This window comes from Bradyrhizobium nitroreducens (assembly GCF_002776695.1).
GTDB classification, from domain to species: Bacteria; Pseudomonadota; Alphaproteobacteria; order Rhizobiales; family Xanthobacteraceae; genus Bradyrhizobium; species Bradyrhizobium nitroreducens.
Genome location: NZ_LFJC01000003.1, coordinates 8,010,599 through 8,028,425 on the forward strand (window position 1 = coordinate 8,010,599; position 17,827 = coordinate 8,028,425).

General features: G+C 62.5%; 15 protein-coding genes. 8 read left to right on the plus strand and 7 right to left on the minus strand.

Annotated elements, in window-relative coordinates; genetic code table 11:
* Window positions 1-160: 160 nt before the first annotated feature.
* Window positions 161-622 carry an Lrp/AsnC family transcriptional regulator gene (locus TSA1_RS37835; RefSeq protein ID WP_100180759.1) on the minus strand — a complete coding sequence of 154 codons (462 nt, stop codon included), beginning with the start codon at window positions 620-622 and terminating at the stop codon, window positions 161-163.
* 134 nt (window positions 623-756) lie between these two features.
* Between TSA1_RS37835 and TSA1_RS37840 the strand changes: the two genes are divergently transcribed.
* Both TSA1_RS37840 and TSA1_RS37845 read left to right on the plus strand, forming a co-directional pair.
* The gene (locus TSA1_RS37840) at window positions 757-3,120 is read left to right on the plus strand and encodes a hypothetical protein (RefSeq protein WP_100180760.1); all 2,364 of its coding nucleotides are present in this window, start codon (window positions 757-759) and stop codon (window positions 3,118-3,120) included.
* Between the two features lie 249 nt (window positions 3,121-3,369).
* Complete coding sequence (locus TSA1_RS37845) at window positions 3,370-4,800, plus strand: aldehyde dehydrogenase family protein (protein WP_100180761.1); 1,431 nt, start codon at window positions 3,370-3,372, stop codon at window positions 4,798-4,800.
* 189 nt (window positions 4,801-4,989) lie between these two features.
* Here the strand turns inward: TSA1_RS37845 and TSA1_RS37850 are convergent, their stop codons facing one another.
* Window positions 4,990-5,970: an SMP-30/gluconolactonase/LRE family protein gene (locus tag TSA1_RS37850; protein ID WP_100180762.1), complete on the minus strand. Its 981-nt coding sequence runs from the start codon at window positions 5,968-5,970 to the stop codon at window positions 4,990-4,992.
* 89 nt (window positions 5,971-6,059) lie between these two features.
* On the opposite strand from TSA1_RS37850, the gene TSA1_RS37855 reads away from it, so the two are divergent.
* A complete protein-coding gene (locus TSA1_RS37855) occupies window positions 6,060-6,884 on the plus strand; it encodes an NAD-dependent epimerase/dehydratase family protein (RefSeq protein ID WP_100180763.1) in 825 nt (274 codons plus the stop codon).
* A gap of 142 nt (window positions 6,885-7,026) precedes the next feature.
* Here TSA1_RS37855 and TSA1_RS37860 read toward each other — a convergent pair whose 3' ends face one another.
* Window positions 7,027-7,710 (minus strand): nitroreductase, encoded by a 684-nt coding sequence (locus TSA1_RS37860; protein WP_100180764.1) that lies wholly within the window; start codon window positions 7,708-7,710, stop codon window positions 7,027-7,029.
* Window positions 7,711-8,605: 895 nt separating this feature from the next.
* On the opposite strand from TSA1_RS37860, the gene TSA1_RS39190 reads away from it, so the two are divergent.
* Window positions 8,606-8,872, plus strand: coding sequence for a hypothetical protein (locus TSA1_RS39190; protein ID WP_142251880.1), 267 nt, complete (start codon window positions 8,606-8,608; stop codon window positions 8,870-8,872).
* 35 nt (window positions 8,873-8,907) lie between these two features.
* Here the strand turns inward: TSA1_RS39190 and TSA1_RS37865 are convergent, their stop codons facing one another.
* Both TSA1_RS37865 and TSA1_RS37870 read right to left on the minus strand, forming a co-directional pair.
* A complete protein-coding gene (locus TSA1_RS37865; protein ID WP_100180765.1) occupies window positions 8,908-10,464 on the minus strand; it encodes a deoxyguanosinetriphosphate triphosphohydrolase family protein in 1,557 nt (518 codons plus the stop codon).
* A gap of 188 nt (window positions 10,465-10,652) precedes the next feature.
* Window positions 10,653-11,333, minus strand: a complete 681-nt coding sequence (locus tag TSA1_RS37870) for a GntR family transcriptional regulator (RefSeq protein ID WP_100180766.1) — start codon at window positions 11,331-11,333, stop codon at window positions 10,653-10,655.
* Window positions 11,334-11,507: 174 nt separating this feature from the next.
* Here TSA1_RS37870 and TSA1_RS37875 point away from each other — a divergent pair, with 174 nt between their 5' ends.
* The 4 genes from TSA1_RS37875 to TSA1_RS37890 all read left to right on the plus strand — a co-directional run bounded on the left by TSA1_RS37875 (window position 11,508) and on the right by TSA1_RS37890 (window position 16,330).
* On the plus strand, window positions 11,508-13,223 hold the full coding sequence (locus TSA1_RS37875; RefSeq protein ID WP_174719257.1) for an IlvD/Edd family dehydratase: 1,716 nt from the start codon (window positions 11,508-11,510) through the stop codon (window positions 13,221-13,223).
* Window positions 13,224-13,280: 57 nt separating this feature from the next.
* Entirely contained in the window at window positions 13,281-14,288 is a 1,008-nt protein-coding gene (locus TSA1_RS37880; RefSeq protein ID WP_100180768.1) for a TRAP transporter substrate-binding protein, read from the plus strand.
* Between the two features lie 126 nt (window positions 14,289-14,414).
* Window positions 14,415-14,993 carry a TRAP transporter small permease gene (locus TSA1_RS37885; RefSeq protein ID WP_100180769.1) on the plus strand — a complete coding sequence of 193 codons (579 nt, stop codon included), beginning with the start codon at window positions 14,415-14,417 and terminating at the stop codon, window positions 14,991-14,993.
* Entirely contained in the window at window positions 14,990-16,330 is a 1,341-nt protein-coding gene (locus TSA1_RS37890) for a TRAP transporter large permease (RefSeq protein ID WP_100180770.1), read from the plus strand. The genes TSA1_RS37885 and TSA1_RS37890 overlap by 4 nt, the downstream gene beginning before the upstream one ends.
* Here the strand turns inward: TSA1_RS37890 and TSA1_RS37895 are convergent.
* Together TSA1_RS37895 and TSA1_RS37900 are read right to left on the minus strand one after the other, a co-directional pair.
* The gene (locus TSA1_RS37895; protein WP_100180771.1) at window positions 16,290-16,895 is read right to left on the minus strand and encodes a histidine phosphatase family protein; all 606 of its coding nucleotides are present in this window, start codon (window positions 16,893-16,895) and stop codon (window positions 16,290-16,292) included. The two genes, TSA1_RS37890 and TSA1_RS37895, sit on opposite strands and share 41 nt — an antisense overlap.
* On the minus strand, window positions 16,892-17,686 hold the full coding sequence (locus TSA1_RS37900; RefSeq protein ID WP_100180772.1) for an enoyl-CoA hydratase/isomerase family protein: 795 nt from the start codon (window positions 17,684-17,686) through the stop codon (window positions 16,892-16,894). Before TSA1_RS37900 ends, TSA1_RS37895 begins: the two co-directional genes overlap by 4 nt.
* Window positions 17,687-17,827: the final 141 nt, after the last annotated feature.

Consider the following 17,827-nt stretch of genomic DNA (forward strand, 5'->3'; position numbering starts at 1 on the left):
TGTTACGCAGGATTCGCACAGTGGACCGCGGGTGCCAGCCGGCGCCCGGTCTTCCCTGCGCCCTCTTTCAATTGGGGGGGCCCAACGAAGCAAAGCTCGGGCGAATAAGCCGCGAGAATGAATAGCTATGTCTATCGATGAACACTGGTCTCGTGTCCGTTCACACCGGCAGCGCGATCGAATACTTCACCTGGCTCAGCGCAAAGCTGGACTCGATCGAGGCGATGCCGTCGAGGCGGGTCAGCTTGGTCTTGAGAAACGTCTCGTAGGAGGCGAGGTCGGCCGCAACGACGCGCAGGAGATAGTCGCGGTTGCCGGTCATCAGATAGCACTCCAGGACCTCGTCCCATTTCGAGATCGCGCGGGCGAAGCGGTTGAGATCCTCCTCCTTCTGCCGCGCCAGCTTGATCGAGATGAAGACGCTGACATGCAGGCCCAGCGCCTTCTGGTCGACGGTCGCGATGTAGCGCGAGATGACGCCGCGCTCCTCCAATAGCTTGACCCTGCGGTGGCAGGGCGAGACCGACAGCCCAACCTTGTCGGCGAGTTCCTGCATGGTCAGCCGGCTGTCGGCCTGGAGGTAGCTGAGGATCTTGCGGTCGATGGCGTCGAGCTCGGGCATTGGGATGAAACCTGTCATGGGGGCAATCCATTGGTAAAGTATCCCAATATCGCCGGGTATGGCGCGAAAAATTGAGAAATTTGGCGCCTCCCGCAGGCGTATCATCGCCCCACCTGATTTCCGGGAGCATTGCCATGCCCGTCGATACCGCCCGCCTCGACACATTGACCGCGCTCAGCCGCAAGGCGCTGTGGCTGTCGTCCTGGACCATCCACCACGCCAACCACATTCGCGCCAATGCGGATGGGCTGAAGGTCGGCGGCCACCAGGCCTCCTCCGCCTCGCTGGCGACCATCATGTCGGCGCTGTACTTCCACGTGCTGCGCCCCGAGGACCGCGTCGCGGTGAAGCCGCATGCGAGCCCGGTGTTCCACGCCATCCAGTATCTGTTCGGCCGGCAGAGCCGCGAGAAGCTGGAGAATTTTCGCGGCTTCAAGGGCGCGCAGTCCTATCCCTCGCGCACCAAGGACGTCGACGACGTCGACTTCTCCACCGGCTCGGTTGGTCTCGGCGTCGCGCAGACGCTGTTCTCCTCGCTGGTGCAGGACTACGTCAAGGCGCATGGCTGGGCGCAGGACCGCCGCGAGGGGCGGATGATCGCGCTGGTCGGCGATGCTGAGATGGACGAAGGCAATATCTGGGAGGCGCTCGCCGAAGGCTGGAAGCACGGCCTGCGCAACACCTGGTGGGTGGTCGACTATAACCGCCAGTCGCTCGACGCCGTCGTGCGCGAGGGTCTGTGGGAAAAATTCGAGACCATGTTCCGCAATTTCGGCTGGGACGTCGTCATCGTGAAGTACGGCCGCCTGATGCGCGAGGCCTTTGCTGAACCCGGCGGCGAAGCCTTGAAGCGCTGGATCGACAATTGCCCGAACGCGCTTTATGCGGCGCTGTGCTTCCAGGGCGGCGCCGCCTTCCGCAAGCACCTGCATGACGAGATCGGCGACCAGGGTCCGATCACGAAACTGATCGACAAGCGCAGTGACGAGGAGCTGCTGGCGCTGATGTCGAATCTCGGCGGCCACGACATGGCGAGCATGCTGGAGGCCTTCGAATCCATCGACCACGATCGTCCGGTCTGCTTCATCGCCTATACCATCAAGGGCGTCGGCCTGCCGTTCCAGGGCCACAAGGACAACCACGCCGGCCTGATGACGGTCGCGCAGATGGAGAAGTATCGCGACAGCCAGAACATCCGGCCCGGCCACGAATGGGACAAGTACGAGGGCTTGCCGCAATCCGCCGCCGAGCTCGACGCGTTCCTCGCGCGAGTGCCCTTCAATCAGGACGGCCGCCGCCTGACCGCGCCCGTGGTCGAAGTGCCCGCCGAGCTCGCCTTCAAGCCGTCGCCGCAGATGTCGACCCAGCAGGGCTTTGGCGTCGTGCTGAACGAGATCGCGCGCGGCGACAGCGAGCTGGCAAAGCGCATCGTCACGACCTCGCCCGACGTCACCGTCTCCACCAATCTCGGTCCCTGGGTGAACCGCCGCGGCCTGTTCGCGCGTGCCGAGAAGGCGGACTTATTCCGCAGTGAGAAAATTCCCTCCACCTACAATTGGGACGCTTCGCCCAAAGGCCAGCACCTCGAGCTCGGCATCGCCGAGATGAACCTGTTCATCATGCTCTCGGCGCTTGGCCTGTCGCACCAGATCAACGGCGAACGGCTTCTGCCGGTCGGCACGCTCTACGATCCCTTTATTGAGCGCGGCCTCGATGCGCTGAACTATGCCTGCTACCAGGATGCGCGGTTCATGGTGGCGGCGACGCCGTCGGGCATCACGCTCGCGCCCGAAGGCGGGGCACACCAGTCGATCGCCACGCCCTTGATCGGCATGGCCCAGGACGGGCTCGCCTCGTTCGAGCCGGCCTTCGTCGACGAGCTCGCCGTGATCATGGGCTGGGGCTTTGAGCACATGCAGCGCGATCCGGGCGAGGGCGGCTCGGTCTATTTGCGGCTGTCGACCCGCAGCATCGAGCAGGCGCAGCGCATCATGACGCCGGAATTGCAGCAGGGCATCACCGACGGCGCCTACTGGCTGCGCAAGCCGGGGCCGAATGCCGAGCTCGTGATCGCCTATACCGGCGCGGTCGCGCCCGAGGCGATCGAGGCCACCGGCTTCATCGGCGAGAGCCGCCGCGACATCGGCCTGCTCGCGATCACCTCGGCCGATCGTCTCCACGCAGGTTGGACCGGCGCACGGCAATTGCGGCGCGACCGCCGCGGCGTGCAGCATCTCAGCCACATCGAAAAGCTGCTGGCGCCGCTGCCGCGCGACTGCGGCCTCGTGACCGTGATCGACGGCCATCCGTCCGCGCTCGGCTGGCTCGGCAGTGTCCGCGGCCATCGCGTCGAGGCGCTCGGCGTCGAGCAGTTCGGCCAGACCGGCAGCATCGCCGACCTTTATCGGCACTACGGCATCGACGCCAACGCGATCATCGATGCGGCCGAAAGCCTCACCACCGGCGCGCCGGTGCTGCATCGGAAGATGGCGGTGTAGTGGAAGTAACCTGGCCGTCATTCCGGGGCGCGCGTTAGCGCGAACCCGGAATCTCGAGATTCCGGGTTCGATGCTTCGCATCGCCCCGGAATGACGGCTGCGACAACCTTGCCACGTTCCCGCCATCGGCTCATATAGCCTCCGTCCGCCGCAACGCTGGCCCCGCATATGGCGGGTTCAATTGCCGGCGCTTTCGTGCAAGGATGCCTGCCGAAACGCCCCCACCATGCCCCCAAGAAGAGGTTAACGATGGTCAATCGCATGCAATTCTACATCGACGGCGCCTGGGTCGATCCCGTCGTCAAGAAGTCCACTCCGGTCGTCAATCCCGCGACGGAAGAGGCGATGTACGAGGTTGCTCTGGGCTCCAAGGCCGACGTGGACAAGGCGGTCGCCGCCGCCAAGCGCGCCTTCGCCACCTTCTCTCAGACCAGCCGCGAGGAGCGCGTCGCGCTGCTCACCAAGGTCATCGAGGTCTATAAGGGTCGCCTCAAGGAGATCGGCGCCGCCGTCTCCGACGAAATGGGCGCGCCGCTGCCGATGGCGGAGAAGCTCCAGGCCGGCGCCGGCCTCGGCCATCTCATGACCACGCTCGACGTGCTCAAGAACTATCATTTCGAGGAACCGGTCGGCACCGCCATGGTGCTGCGCGAGCCGATCGGCGTGGTCGGCATGATCACGCCCTGGAACTGGCCGCTCAACCAGATCGCCTGCAAGGTCGCGCCCGCGCTCGCCGCCGGCTGCACCATGATCCTGAAGCCCAGCGAGTTCACCCCGACCTCGGCGCTGATCTTCGCGGAAATCCTCCATGAAGCCGGCGTGCCGAAGGGCGTGTTCAACCTCGTCAACGGCCTCGGCCCCGAGGTCGGCGCCGCCATGAGCGAGCACCCCGATATCGACATGATCTCCTTCACCGGCTCGACCCGCGCCGGTATCGACGTCGCCAAGCGCGCCGCGCCGACCGTCAAGCGCGTCAGCCAGGAGCTCGGTGGCAAGTCGCCGAACGTCATCCTCGAAGGCGCCGACCTCACCAAGGCGGTGACCGGCGGCGTGATGCACATGTTCAACAACTCCGGCCAGTCCTGCAACGCACCCTCGCGCATGATCGTGCCACTGTCCAAGATGAAGGACGTCGCCGCGATCGCGAAGGCCGTCGCCGACAAGACCAAGGCCGGCGATCCCCGCGCCGAAGGCACCACCATCGGCCCGGTCGTCAACCGTGGCCAGTGGGACAAGATCCAGGGCCTGATCAAGAAGGGCATCGACGAGGGCGCAACGCTCGTCGCCGGCGGCCCGGGCCTGCCCGAAGGCGTCAACAAGGGCTTCTACGTCCGTCCGACCATCTTCGCCGACGTCACGCCCGACATGACGATCGCGCGCGAAGAGATCTTCGGACCGGTGCTGACCATCATCGGCGCCAAGGACGAAGCCGATGCGGTGAAGATTGCCAACGACACGCCCTACGGCCTCGCTGGCTACGTCTACGGCCCGACGGTCGAGGACGCCAAGCGCGTCGGCCGCCAGATCCGCGCCGGCAACGTCAACCTCCAGGGCGTGCCCAACGACCGCACCGCGCCGTTCGGCGGCTACAAGCAGTCCGGCAACGGCCGCGAATGGGGCAAGTACGGCCTCGAGGACTTCCTCGAAGTGAAGGCGGTTGCGGGCTTCAACGCGGCGTAAGTGTCAGCGCGTGAACGAATACGACGCCGGAGCGGGCAACCGCTCCGGCTTTTTTTGTTTTGCTCCGTCGTCATTCCGGGGCACGCCATCTTCGGCGCGAGCCCGGAATCCATCGTGCAACGGAGTAGGTGGACAAATGGATTCCGGGCTCGTCGCTCTCGCGACGCCCCGGAATGACGAGCGGAGAAACTATCCCCCCACTGCCCCCTGCGTGTTCACATAAAGCGCGTAGATCGACTGGCTCGCCGCCATGAACAGGCGGTTGCGCTTCACGCCGCCGAAGCAGAGATTGGCGCAGCGTTCGGGCAGCGCGATGCGGCCGATCATGACGCCGTCGGGCGCGAACACCACGACGCCGTCGAGCTCGGGATCGCCCATGCCCCAGCCGCACCAGAGATTGCCGTCGATGTCGACGCGGAAACCGTCCGGCGTGCCGGGCCCGGCATCGACGAAGACGCGCTTGTTCGAAAGCTTGTCGCCGGACGGGGACACGTCATAGGCGAGAATTTTGCGGGTGGGCACGCCGCGGGATTCGATGAGGTAGAGGATTTTCTCGTCCGGTGAGAAGGCGAGCCCGTTCGGCCCGAGCACACCCTCGGCGACGACGGTGGCCTTGCGGGTCTCCGGGTCGAGCCTGTAGACGTTCATGTCGATCTCGGGCTCGGCCTTGTAGCCCTCGTAGTTGCCGAGCAGCCCGAAGATCGGATCGGTGAACCAGATCGAGCCGTCCGATTTAACAACGACATCGTTCGGCGAGTTCAACCGCTTGCCGTCGAATTGATCCATCAGCACGGTGATGCTGCCGTCATATTCGGTGCGCGTCACGCGGCGTCCGCCATGCTCGCAGGTGACGAGCCGGCCCTGCCGGTCGCGCGTATTGCCGTTGGCGAAATTGGAGGGCTTGCGGAACACGCTCACCGCGCCGGTCTCCTCCTCCCATTTGAGGATGCGCTGGTTCGGGATGTCGCTGCAGAGGAGATAGCGCCCGTCGCCGAACCACACCGGACCCTCAGCCCAGCGCAGGCCGGTCGCGAGCCGCTCCACCGCCGACAGTTTCAGCCAGTATTTTTCGAAGCGGGGATCGAGTGCCTTGATCGCAGGATCGGGGTAATAGGTCGCCGGCCGCCAGCCTTGGCGGAGATCCCCGGAGTGGGACGATGCCTCATTCATGTCGGTTCTCTCGTTTCGTTCCCTCTGGACAATGCTGCTATCATTAGAGACACGTGACCGCAAATCGGTCACCAACGGCGAGGGACAACATGCCGCGTATCTTGATGACGGGGGCTTCGGGCGGAATCGGAACGAGCCTGCGAAAGCTGTTGCCGCCGATCTATCCGGATCTCCTGCTCTCCGACATCAAGCCGCCCGCCGATCTCGGCGCGAACGAAAAATTCAAGGCGGCGGACCTCGCCGATCTCGCACAATGTGAGGCGATCTGTGAGGGCGTCGACGGCATCATCCATTTCGGCGGCTATTCGGTCGAAGGCACCTGGGACCAGATCCTGCAGGCCAACATCATCGGCGGCTACAATCTGTTCGAGGCCGCCTACCGCAAGGGCGTCAAGCGCGTGGTGTTCGCCTCCTCGAACCACGCCGTCGGCTTCTATCCGCGCCACCACAAGATCGGAACCGACGTCACGCCGCGCCCCGATGGGCGTTATGGCGTCAGCAAGGTGTTCGGCGAGGCCGTCGGTGCGCTCTATGCCGACAAGCATGGGCTGAAGGTCACGTGCCTGCGCATCGGCAATTTCGGCGACATGCCGCTCGACCAGCGCCGGCTCTCGATCTGGCTCAAGCCCGACGATCTCGTCCAGCTCTGCCGCATCGGGTTAGAGCATCCCGATATCCATTTCGAAGTGTTCTACGGCGCCTCTTTCAACGAGCGCGCCTGGTGGGACAACCATCGCGCCTACGAATTCGGCTATCGCCCCACCGGCCGTGCCGAAGATTTTCGCGAGCACGCGATGGCCGAGCAGGCCAAGCTGAAGCCGGATCCGGTCGGCGACTACTTCCAGGGCGGCGCGTTCTGCAGCATGGAGTACGATGCCGATCCGGGCCGGATCATCGACTGGAAGAAGCGGTAATCCGCGACGGGAGTGTCATTGCGAGCGCAGCGAAGCGATCCAGAATCTCTCTGGAGCGGCAGTCTGGATGGCTTCGCTCACAATGACACGTCGCCGGACCTCGGCAGGAATCGCCTGACAGCCGGTGCAACGTGAGATCAGGCTAGGCCCCGCTCGCAAATCCCACGAACGTCGTCGCTTCATCGACCGACTTGCGCTCGGTGATGACGGCATTGGCAGGAAAGCTGTCATCCGGCCAGCCTAACGCGATGCTTTTCATGATCACTTGATCATCCGCAATTCCGGCATGCTCGCGCACGACGGGGGATTGCATGATGCCCTGGCTGTTGATCACGGCGCCAAGCCCCCGCGACCAGGCCGCGTTGACGAGCGCGGTCGCCACGGCGCCGCAGTCGAAGGCCGTGTCGTCACTCGAAGCCAACTTACGATCGTACGTGATGATCACGCACACGGGCGCGTCGAACTGGCGAAAACCGCGAAGGACCCAATCTTGCCGCTTCTGCTTGTCGTCTCGCGCAATTCCCATCGCGCTGAACAACTGCTTGGCAACGCCAATCTGGCGTTCGCGATGCACGCCTTCGAACGCCTGGCCGGTTCGAAACTCCCGTGAGTGCGGCACGCCCGCCCGATTGCGCTCGGTATTGCCCTGACGGATACGATCCAGCGGTGCCCCGGTGACGACATAGAAATTCCACGGTTGGGTATTCATCGACGACGGCGCGCGCATGGCCAGCGCCAGGATTTCCTTGATCAATTCCTGCGGGACGGGGTCGGGCTTGTAGCCGCGAATGCTTCGCCGGCCGAGAATGACATCATCAAATTCCATTTTGCGGCATCCTGAAATTGGCTCGATGCCGCGTTCTCCCTCACGGTTTTGACCGTGTCCACAGCTTTCAGGACAGCAAAAAAGCTCGGTCTTTCCTATTCGCCAATTTCTGCTGGTCGCGCTCGGCAGGTTATTCGCTATTGCATCGCGAATGTCCGTTTTCGCGGTCTTCTCGAATGTTAGTACCGCATTGCGAAGGCGGATACTTACGCGGCGATGGCAGTGATCGATGCCTGCTCTGCGATCAAGGCCTGGTGACAGCTCACATCCGAGCAAGTTTCACCTCGAAGTGTCCAATTTGGTTGGCCAAGGATCGAGAGCGCGGAGCGCGTCTTGGGGGCATTTGATCGGGGATCGAAAGGCGCCTGCCGATTATGGCGGTGCCAGTGCGGATAGCGGTCTGCTTGGGGGTACGGAACAGCCCTTTATCAGGCCAATCTGTCTACGCGGAAATTCAAGGTGCCGCTTACGCGCAGGTGGGTTCTGCCACCTCAATCTTCTCCGCCGAAGCGTGGACGGAGGCAGATGCAGTCCTGCGACGAGCTTGGCTCGTGAGAAGAGGGGGGCTTTTGGCATGATGATCGCCGTTGTCGGCGCACGGAACGATGTCCGCACGTCCTCTTTGAGAGAATTAGGGCGGGAGATGATCCAGAATGACGCCAGGAACTATCATCGGTTAAGATGCCTTTGACGAATCACGATTCATAGTCTGCGTACGGCGGCGTACTGCCGAGTTATGCAATCAGTAGTCGCGCGAGTTGTGCACACCCTCAAAAGAGTGTTGATAGCTTTGTCACAGCTGTCCTTGGCGGCGCGCAGCTCAGGTAAAAGTAGCTCGACAGAGCGAATTGTTCCTGTTATGTTCCAGCCATGAGTCGTACTACTTGGAGATGTCATGTCAACACATGTGCACGTTCAGCGTGACCCAGAGGCTGAGGCCGATCGGCATATCAGCCAAGTGATGGCTCAAATAGCTGACTACAGTCGCGACTATCATCAGCAACAACCAGATGCTCCTCTACGGCATTGTATTGAGATAGGCGCAGGGCGAGTATTCCGCGGCGTGAGTAGTGGTGAAGAAAGCCGTATGGTCGAACTGGCGATCGCGGAGATGGCGGCTCGCTGGCTCTTTGAATCCGCCGCGAAGGAAGCAGCCGAATAAGCAACTATTCTACAAGGGGAGCCCTGCTCCCCTTGTCAAGTTAGTGACGGACCAGCCCAATCTTTGCTGTAGTTACTAAGGTAACGATCCGTCGTTCCAGAAACGAAATCGACCGCTAGTTGAATGAGTCCGTAAGCAAGTTGCTCATCCGTTGCAGTTTGTTCGTCGGCAGGCTGCGCGCCGGCTTCGCAGGGGATCTTGCTGGACGCCACAAATTGAGGGGCTTGGCAGGCCTCGACGAATAGCCTCATCATCTGTCCTTGAGTTTCTGTCGGCATTCTCAAGATGACTTGGACTGACTCTCTACTTCTGATGCCGCGCTCCAGATTGTCGAGTAGATGCTTCGCTAGCTTCTCCAGCGTTGGAGGTCCATCCAACTGGTTTTCTATGTGAGCGGGCATCAGGTCTACTGTTGTCCTGTTGCCCAGCAGATAAATATAAAGATCGTTCAGCGCACGAATCTGCATTTCAAGAACGAACTTTATTATTCGCCCTCCGGCAACCTGCAGTGTCACCTTTCGGCGGCCGCGATAAATGCTCTCATTGCTTTTTGCGCGGATTCGATCTTCGCTGGCCTCAACGCCTTGGGCCGCTTCAGTGCTCCAGAACGAAAATGGTTTGAAGCGGTCCACGACTGATTTGTTCTTGAACACTTCATTGTAAAGCCGTTCCGACGCCAACGTGATCATCTTGTTCACGGCCAAAGATCGAAACTCGGAGATCGTATCGCCTCGGTCCTTGGCTTCCGCGAAGGGGCGGTCGGACTGAGCGAGGAGGGCGAGCTCTCCCAAGGCGAATTTGAAATCGATGTCGCCGTAGATGTAGGCATCTTGTAGATCAGCCGTCAGATAAGCAATATCGTCTGCCGCTTCGACGATCAGTGAGAGCGGGCTCCGATGCAGCACTCCCTTTCCATCCGTTAGTCCGCAAGTCCCGAATACTGTCCTAAAGTACTCGCTTTCGGAATTCATGAAGCCGAATTTTCCTGGCTTGCCACCTTCCTCTGAGCTCCCATAAGGATATTTTACCATGGCGCACAAGGTCGCTGCGCCCAGACGCAATCCTCCATCGTATTTTCTTCCGTTCAATGTGGTGGCGATACGAAAACCCTGAGCGTTACCGTCGAACAAAAGAAAGTCGTTCTTCAGGTCTACGTTACAGAAGGCGTCTTTCACTATCTTGATTGAGTCGGCCGCACGGAAGAACTCGCGGATCGCTTCTTCTCCTCCGTGTCCAAAGGGAGGATTTCCAATATCATGCAGTAAGCATCCGTTGTTGACGATTTGCTGCGCCGCCCGCTTTATCGTTTCCTCACAATTTATCGGGGCAAACACCTTGGTCGCAATAGTCTGGCCAATGTGCGCGACCTCGATCGAGTGAGTGAGGCGATTGCGGACGGCGTCCGTCGTGGGAAATGGATAGACTTGCGTCTTGCCTTGCATTCTTCGGAAGGCCGAGCAGTTAATGATTTTTTCCGTGTTGGCATACGCTATCTCGAACGCGTCTTTCCCCTCTAACGGGAAGAAGCCACCTTCACTTTCTGGGTGGGGCGAGCGCCCGTCACAAATTTCTGTAAAATCGAAGTGTTGCATTTTTCCATAGAGGGTTGGGGTGCAAGAAATCGGTACTGTCCACTCGGGGTTGCATTTTGGCGAGATTTACTAGATGGAACAAGGCCTTTCCGCGATATTCTACGTGCGAAGAAAGGAGGGCCGCTTACCGGCAGGGCAACCTCGCGCAACCGAGATGAGGCGAGTGGCCTCGCTTTGTTGGCTTATTGCTAGCGATCCTCCCCCGCAACCCGCGCCAGATAATCCCTCTTGCTGAACTGCATGTGATCCACGCACAGCTGCGCCAATGCCCAGCTGTCACGGCCTTTCAGCAGCTCGATCATCATCTCATGCTGGCGCCGCGACTGCGCCAAGCCCTCGCGATCGGCGAGATTCTTGGCGCGCATCGGCAAGGTCAGGTTCATGTAGTCCTGCAGCGAGCGCACCAGATAGGGATTGCCGCAAGCCGAGAACAGCGCGAGGTGGAAGGCGTCGTTGGCTTCGTGGATGCCGCGGAGATCCCGCAAGTCGGCCTTCGCGCAATATTGCCGTTGCAATGATGAGATTTCGTCGATCAGGCTTTGCGCTGCGGGCAGGGCGATCATCAGCGCGGCCTGCCGGGTCAGCATCTCCCGGACCTCGTAGATCTGCCGGACCTCCTCGGCCGAGTAGAACCGCACGGTGGCGCCGACATTCTTCTCGCGGCGGACGATGCCGCGGCGTTCGGCGTCCACCAAGGCCTGCCGTACGAAGTGGCGGGAGGTCCCGTAACGCGACATCAGCGCGTCTTCAGTCAGGCGCGCGGCGGGCGCGAGGCGGCCAAAGATGATGTCCTCCTCCAGCCGCGCGACGACGTCGTCCGGATCGTCGAGCCGGATCGGCATGCTGTCTGTGGAGCGAATGTCGGACATGCCCTCAGTCTTCCGGCGTCTGGCCGGCTCGCACTGTGGAGCAGGGAAGGGACAGATTGTCAATAATTCACGCCAAGGAGGGTACGATTTGGCGGAAAATTCGACAATATGGACCAGGCTTATTGACAATCGAGGGGCGGGCTGTACCACAATGGCAACCGCAGGAGTGGCATGATGACGAGTGGGTTGCGCAAGGGTCTGACGAGCTATGGCGATGCCGGCTTCTCGCTGTTCCTGCGCAAAGCGTTCATCAAGGCCATGGGCTATTCCGACGACGCGCTGGAGCGCCCGATCGTCGGCATCACCAACACGTATAGCGACTACAATCCCTGCCACGGCAACGTTCCGCAGATCATCGAAGCCGCCAAGCGCGGGGTGATGCTCTCCGGTGCGATGCCGTTCGTGTTCCCGACCATCTCGATCGCCGAGAGCTTTGCGCATCCGACCTCGATGTATCTGCGCAATCTGATGGCGATGGACACCGAGGAGATGATCCGGGCCCAGCCGATGGATTCGGTGATCGTGATCGGCGGCTGCGACAAGACGCTTCCGGCGCAGGTGATGGCCGCGATCAGCGCCGATCTGCCGACCGTGGTCATTCCCGTCGGCCCGATGGTGGTCGGCCATCACAAGGGCGAGGTGCTGGGCGCCTGCACCGATTGCCGCCGTCTCTGGGGCAAGTACCGCGCCGGCGAGATGGACGACGCCGAGATCGAGGCGGTCAACGGCCGCCTTGCGCCGTCGGTCGGCACCTGCATGGTGATGGGCACGGCCTCGACCATGGCCTGCATGATCGAAGCCATGGGCCTGGCGCTGCCGATGAGCGCGACGATCCCGGCACCGCATGCCGAGCGCTTCCGGCTTGCGGAGGCCAGCGGCAAGGTCGCCGCCGAGATGGCCAAGGCCAAGGGGCCGAAGCCGAGCGAGCTGCTGTCGCCGGCGTCCTTCAAGAACGCGCAAGTGGTGTTGCAGGCGATCGGCGGCTCGACCAACGGCCTGATCCACTTGACCGCGATGGCGCATCGCTCGCCGCATCGGCTCGATCTCGAAAAGTTCGACCAGATCGGCCGCGAGGTGCCGGTGCTGGTCGACCTCAAGCCGTCCGGCGAGCATTACATGGAGCATTTCCACCACGCCGGCGGCGTGCCGAAGCTGCTGGCGCAGCTCGGCGACCTCGTCGATCTCGACGCCAAGACGATCTCGGGCCAGACGCTGCGCGACGTCGTCGCCAATGCGGAAGACGTGCCCGGCCAGGACGCGATCCGTTCGCGCGACAATCCGATCAAGAAGGAAGGCGGCCTCGCCGTCCTGCACGGCAATCTCGCGCCGCGCGGCGCCGTCATCAAGCAGTCGGCCGCGAGCCCCAAGCTCTTGAAGCATACCGGGCGCGCGGTCGTGTTCGAATCCGTCGAGGACATGACCTTGCGGGTCGACGACCCCGAACTCGACGTGAACTCCGACGACGTGCTGGTGCTGCGCAATGCCGGCCCAAAGGGGGCGCCCGGCATGCCCGAGGCGGGCTATCTGCCGATCCCGAAGAAGCTCGCGCGCGGCGGCACCAAGGACATGGTGCGCATTTCCGACGCGCGCATGAGCGGCACCGCGTTCGGCACCATCGTGCTGCACATCACTCCGGAATCCGCCGTGGGCGGGCCGCTGGCGCTGGTGCAGAACGGCGACATGATCAGCCTGGATGTGGCCAAGCGCAGCATCGAGCTTCTGGTCGATGCGGCCGAGCTGGAGCGCCGCCGCGCCGCGTTGAAGCCGGCCGCAGCACCGGAGGAAGCACGGCGCGGCTACGCCTGGCTGTTCAACGAAACCATCATGCAGGCCGACGAGGGCTGCGACTTCGACTTCATGCAGAGGACTGGGAAGACAGAGACGAGCTGACCGAACGACCAACGCTCAGACCGCTCAAAGCGGCGGGCGATAAGACAGGGGGAAACGATGATTGCGCGATCCATGCCAAGATTCTTGAATGGGTTGGCGGCCGTGGCCGCTATGCTTTTCGTCACCGGAGCCGGGGCACAGGAGGTGAAGCATTATCGCTTCGCCTACGACCAGCCGCGCAATACCGGTTATTCCATTGCGGGTGACCTGTTTGCCGAGAAGCTCAAGGAATTGAGCAAAGGCACCATGATCATCGACCAATACCCCGGCGCGCAGCTCGGGCAGGAGCCGCAAGTGCTCCAGCTCGTGAAGGCCGGGGACGTCGAATTCTCGATCATCTCCTCCGCCAACACGGCGACGATCTCGCCGCAGGCGGGCGTGATGTCGCTGCACTATCTGTTCCGCGACGAAAAACACGTGGTCAAGGGGCTGGCCGATCCCCGTGTCTTCGAGGCGCTCAGGACCATGATCGACGAGACCACGCAGGGCCTGCACGTGATCGCGACGGGCTCGCAGGGCGTGCGTCACATGTACTCCAGGAAGGAGATCCATAACGTCGGCGACATCAAGGGCGCGAAGGTCCGTGTGCAGGCGACCGCGACCGAGGACACCATGTTTCCGGCCTATGGCGCCCAGACCGTGCACATGCCGTTCGGCAGCGTCTACACCAGCCTGCAAACCGGCGTCGTCGACGTGGCCGAGAACAGCATCAATGTCTACCTCGTCAACAAGCATTACGAGGTGGCGCCGGTCCTGAACATCACCGAGCACGAAGCCAACAACGCGCTGGTGTTCATCTCCGACAAGCTCTGGCAGAGCCTCTCCGCCGAGCAGAAGGGGTGGGTGCAGACCGCGGCCAACGAGATCAGCACCAAGGAGCCGGCGAAGGCGTTCGAGCTCGAGCGCACCGCGGCTGAGAAGCTGAAGAAGATGGGCGTGAAGATCGTCGACAACGTCGACAAGAAGAGCTTTGCGGCAGTCGCCGATCCCTATCTCGACAAGCTCGCCAAGGAGCTCGGCCCGCACGCCGAGAAGGTCAAGGATCTGATCCGGTCGATTAATTAGTTCCAGCAAGGTCGTCATGCCCGGGCTTGTCCCGGGCATCCACGTTCTTCCTTCCAGCCCGCGCCAAAGTGCGTGGATGGCCGGGACAAGCCCGGCCATGACGGAAAGCCGCAGCCGGGGACAACAATGGCCATCGCCGACAAACTGCTCGTTCAACGCCAGCGCCACCTGAAATGGCGCTGGCTCGACTGGCTCGAGCTTGCGCTGATGATCCTGTGCGGCGTGCTGTGCTTCGGCTTCTCGTTGTCGGTGACCGCCGACATCGTCACCCGCACCATCGGCCATCCCTGGCTGTGGCTCCAGGAAGTGACCTCGACGCTGTTCATCTACGCGATCTTCATCGGAACGGCGGCCGCGACGCGGCGCAACGACCACCTCTATCTCACCGCGATCTCCGAGGCGATGCACGGCACCTCGCGACTGGTCGTCGAAGTCATCATCCGCATCGTCGTGCTCGGCGTTGCCTTCTGCCTCGTCTGGTACGGCTACCAGAATTATCTCCGCGGTTTCGGCAGCTTCCGCCTGCCGTCGGGCACGCCGATCGCCTCGCTCTATGCGATCATTCCATTGTCGGGTGTGCTGATTGGCCTGTTCACCATCGAGCAGCTCGTCAATGGTCTTCGCAACGGCTTCGATCATCCCGAGCCGCCCGAGGAGGATGGAACGCCCGTCGTCACCGATGCGCAGATGAGGGTGCAGCCGTGAGCGCACCCATTGTCCTGGCACTGATGACGATCTGCTTCCTGTCGTTCGGATACCTTGGCGTGCCTGTGCCGTTCTCGCTGATGGCCGGCGTCTTCATCGGCGCGCTGCTGTCCGACGTGTCGCTCGCCGCCATCATCCAGAAGATCTTTGACGGCGTCGATTCCGAGGCGTTGCTGGCGATCCCGTTTTTCCTCCTGGTCGGCGAGCTCATGAGCTCGGCCAATGTGGTGGTGCGAATAGCCAACCTCTCGGTCTCGCTGGTCGGGCACATCAGGGGCGGGCTGTCGCAGGTCGTCGTCGTTTTCAGCATGTTCTTCTCGGAAATGTCTGGCTCGACCACGGCCGACGTCGCCGTGATGAGCCGGGCGCTGGGCGGCCCGATGAAGCGCGAGGGCTATGAGCCCGCCTTCATCGCCGCGATCATCGCCTCGGCCTCGACCATCGCCGCGCTGGTGCCGCCGAGCATCACCGCCGTGGTCTATGGCGCCGTCGGCAACGTCTCGATCGCCGGCCTGTTCATGGCAGGCGTGGTGCCGGGCCTGATGATCGGTTTCGGCCTGATGATCTATTGCTACTTCTTCGGTCCGTCGGGCCTGCGCAAGCCGCGCGCCCCGCTGCGGCAGGTGGTCTTTGCCGCCGGCGATGCGGCCCTGCCGCTGATGATCCCCGTCATCCTGTTAGGGGGCATCCTGACCGGCTGGTTCACGCCGACGGAGGCCGGTGTCGTCGCCGTGGTCTGGATCGTCCTCGTCGTCATCCCTGCGCTCAACCGCGGGCATATCAGGAAGATCCCTTACGATTTCTGTCTCGCCGGTCTGATCTTCTCGCTGCCGCTGATCACGATCGGCGCGGCCAACGCCTTCGGCTGGATGCTGGCTTATTTGCGCGGCGCGACCTACATCGCCGAGTTGATCACGTCGATCGCCGGTAACGACCCGCACCTGATCATGCTGCTGATGGTGCTGCTGTTCACCGTGGTCGGCGACTTCATCGAGCCGGTGCCGACCATCATCATCTTCATGCCGCTGGTCAACGCACTGACAGAAGCCGGCGACATCAACGCCGTGCACATGGGCGTCGTGCTGATCGCAACGCTCGCCTTCGGCCTGATCACGCCGCCTTACGGCCTGGTGCTGCTGATGGCGTCGAAATTCGTCGGCGTCAGTTTTGCCAAGGCGCTGCGCGCGGCCTTGCCGATCTACCTGGTGTTCCTCGGCACGATCGCGTTTGCGATCTATTTCCCGAGCGTGGTGCTGTGGCTGCCGCGGCACGTGCTGCCGGAGTCGGTCGGATGCTTCAAGTCGCCGGCAGGGACGGGCTATATCTGTCCGCAATAGCGACCTGCTCGACGCGCCATTGTCCGGCGTCGCGCAGATAGCGGAACGGGGTGGCGTGGCTGTTCTTGAAATAGCTGCCGGACAGCGCGTTCGCCATCGCCTGCATCACCGCGTCGTGGCAGACGAACAGCAGGTCGTCGTCGGGATGACGTTCCAGCCACGCCGAGACACAAGCCAGCGACCGTCCCGCCATGGCGTCCCAGCTTTCGCCGTCGCCCGTCAGGATCGACACGAGGCCCGTCGCTGATGTGACGCCGTGCTTGATCATGACGTCGCGAACGGGGAGGCCCTCGAGGCTGCCGAAATCGAATTCGATGATGCGATCGTCAATCTCGAGCGGCACCGAGATCGCCGCCGCGATGATCTCGGCGGTTTGTGCCGCGCGCATAAGGGGGCTTGCGACGATGCGGCTGATGCCGACGCCGCGCAGCATGTCGGCTGCCTCGTGCGCTTGCCGCAGGCCGTCCTCGTTCAGCGGGTTGTCGGTCCGGCCCTGGAACAGCCCTTCGCGATTCCAGTCGGTGGCGCCGTGACGAAGGCCGACGAAGCTGCGCGCGGGCGTCACTTCGACTTGCTCGTGAACTTCTTCACGGCAACGCGGAAGTCCTCCGTGTTCATTGCCATGATGATCTTGTGCTCCTCGGCATCGAGCTGCTGCTTCACCGGCGTGGTCGCGGCCTGATAGACCAGCTGCTTGGTGCCGGCGATGGCAGCGGGCGGGTTCTGCGCCAACCGCTCGGCGAGCTGTCGCGTGGCGGCCTTCAGCTCGGCGGCGGGAACGGTCTTGGCGACGAGACCCCATTCATAGGCCTGCTGCGCGGTAAAATTGTCCTCGGCCAGGAAGATCTGCAGCGCGCGGCGCGAGCCGACCGTGCCAACGATACCGACCGTGGAGCCGCCATCCGGCGATACCCCGATCTTGGCATAGGCCGGGGTGAACTTGGCATCGTCGGCTGCGATGCAGAGATCGGTGACGAAAGCGAGGCCCATGCCGGCGCCGGCGGCCGAACCGTGCACGCTCGACAGCGAGATTTTCGGCATGCGCCTGATGATCTCGATGAAGGCATGATAGTGCTTCAACAGCTCGCCGACCACAGGGGTCACCGTGCCGGCCTCGGCGGCCGCCCCGATTGTCTGCAGATCGCCGCCGGCCGAGAAGGCACGGCCTTCGCCTTCGATCACCAGGACCTTGATGGCGTCGTCGCCTTCGATAGCGGCCGCGAGCTGCTCGAGCTTTTGCGCAATCGCAAGGTTGACCGAGTTGAACGCGGCAGGACGGTTGAGCGTGATGGTCGCGATCGGACCGTCGATCCGCAGCAGGGCGGGATCATCGGGCTGGGAGATTGGTGCTGGCATCCTGGATATCCCCGGCATGAGGTGGTTAGTCGCGACTAAATCGCAGATGGCGAGGGGAGACAATCCCCGCGGTGCACCCTTGCACTGGACGGAACGATAGGCTCAAATGGGCATGCCTTTTCCAAGGGACGGACACGAGCG

Coding starts and splice junctions, on each gene's coding strand:
- TSA1_RS37835 (WP_100180759.1), bottom strand. CDS start 622: ATGCCCGAGCTCGACGCCATCGACCGCAAGATCCTCAGCTACCTCCAG.
- TSA1_RS37840 (WP_100180760.1), top strand. CDS start 757: ATGCCCGTCGATACCGCCCGCCTCGACACATTGACCGCGCTCAGCCGC.
- TSA1_RS37845 (WP_100180761.1), top strand. CDS start 3,370: ATGGTCAATCGCATGCAATTCTACATCGACGGCGCCTGGGTCGATCCC.
- TSA1_RS37850 (WP_100180762.1), bottom strand. CDS start 5,970: ATGAATGAGGCATCGTCCCACTCCGGGGATCTCCGCCAAGGCTGGCGG.
- TSA1_RS37855 (WP_100180763.1), top strand. CDS start 6,060: ATGCCGCGTATCTTGATGACGGGGGCTTCGGGCGGAATCGGAACGAGC.
- TSA1_RS37860 (WP_100180764.1), bottom strand. CDS start 7,710: ATGGAATTTGATGATGTCATTCTCGGCCGGCGAAGCATTCGCGGCTAC.
- TSA1_RS39190 (WP_142251880.1), top strand. CDS start 8,606: ATGTCAACACATGTGCACGTTCAGCGTGACCCAGAGGCTGAGGCCGAT.
- TSA1_RS37865 (WP_100180765.1), bottom strand. CDS start 10,464: ATGCAACACTTCGATTTTACAGAAATTTGTGACGGGCGCTCGCCCCAC.
- TSA1_RS37870 (WP_100180766.1), bottom strand. CDS start 11,333: ATGTCCGACATTCGCTCCACAGACAGCATGCCGATCCGGCTCGACGAT.
- TSA1_RS37875 (WP_174719257.1), top strand. CDS start 11,508: ATGACGAGTGGGTTGCGCAAGGGTCTGACGAGCTATGGCGATGCCGGC.
- TSA1_RS37880 (WP_100180768.1), top strand. CDS start 13,281: ATGATTGCGCGATCCATGCCAAGATTCTTGAATGGGTTGGCGGCCGTG.
- TSA1_RS37885 (WP_100180769.1), top strand. CDS start 14,415: ATGGCCATCGCCGACAAACTGCTCGTTCAACGCCAGCGCCACCTGAAA.
- TSA1_RS37900 (WP_100180772.1), bottom strand. CDS start 17,686: ATGCCAGCACCAATCTCCCAGCCCGATGATCCCGCCCTGCTGCGGATC.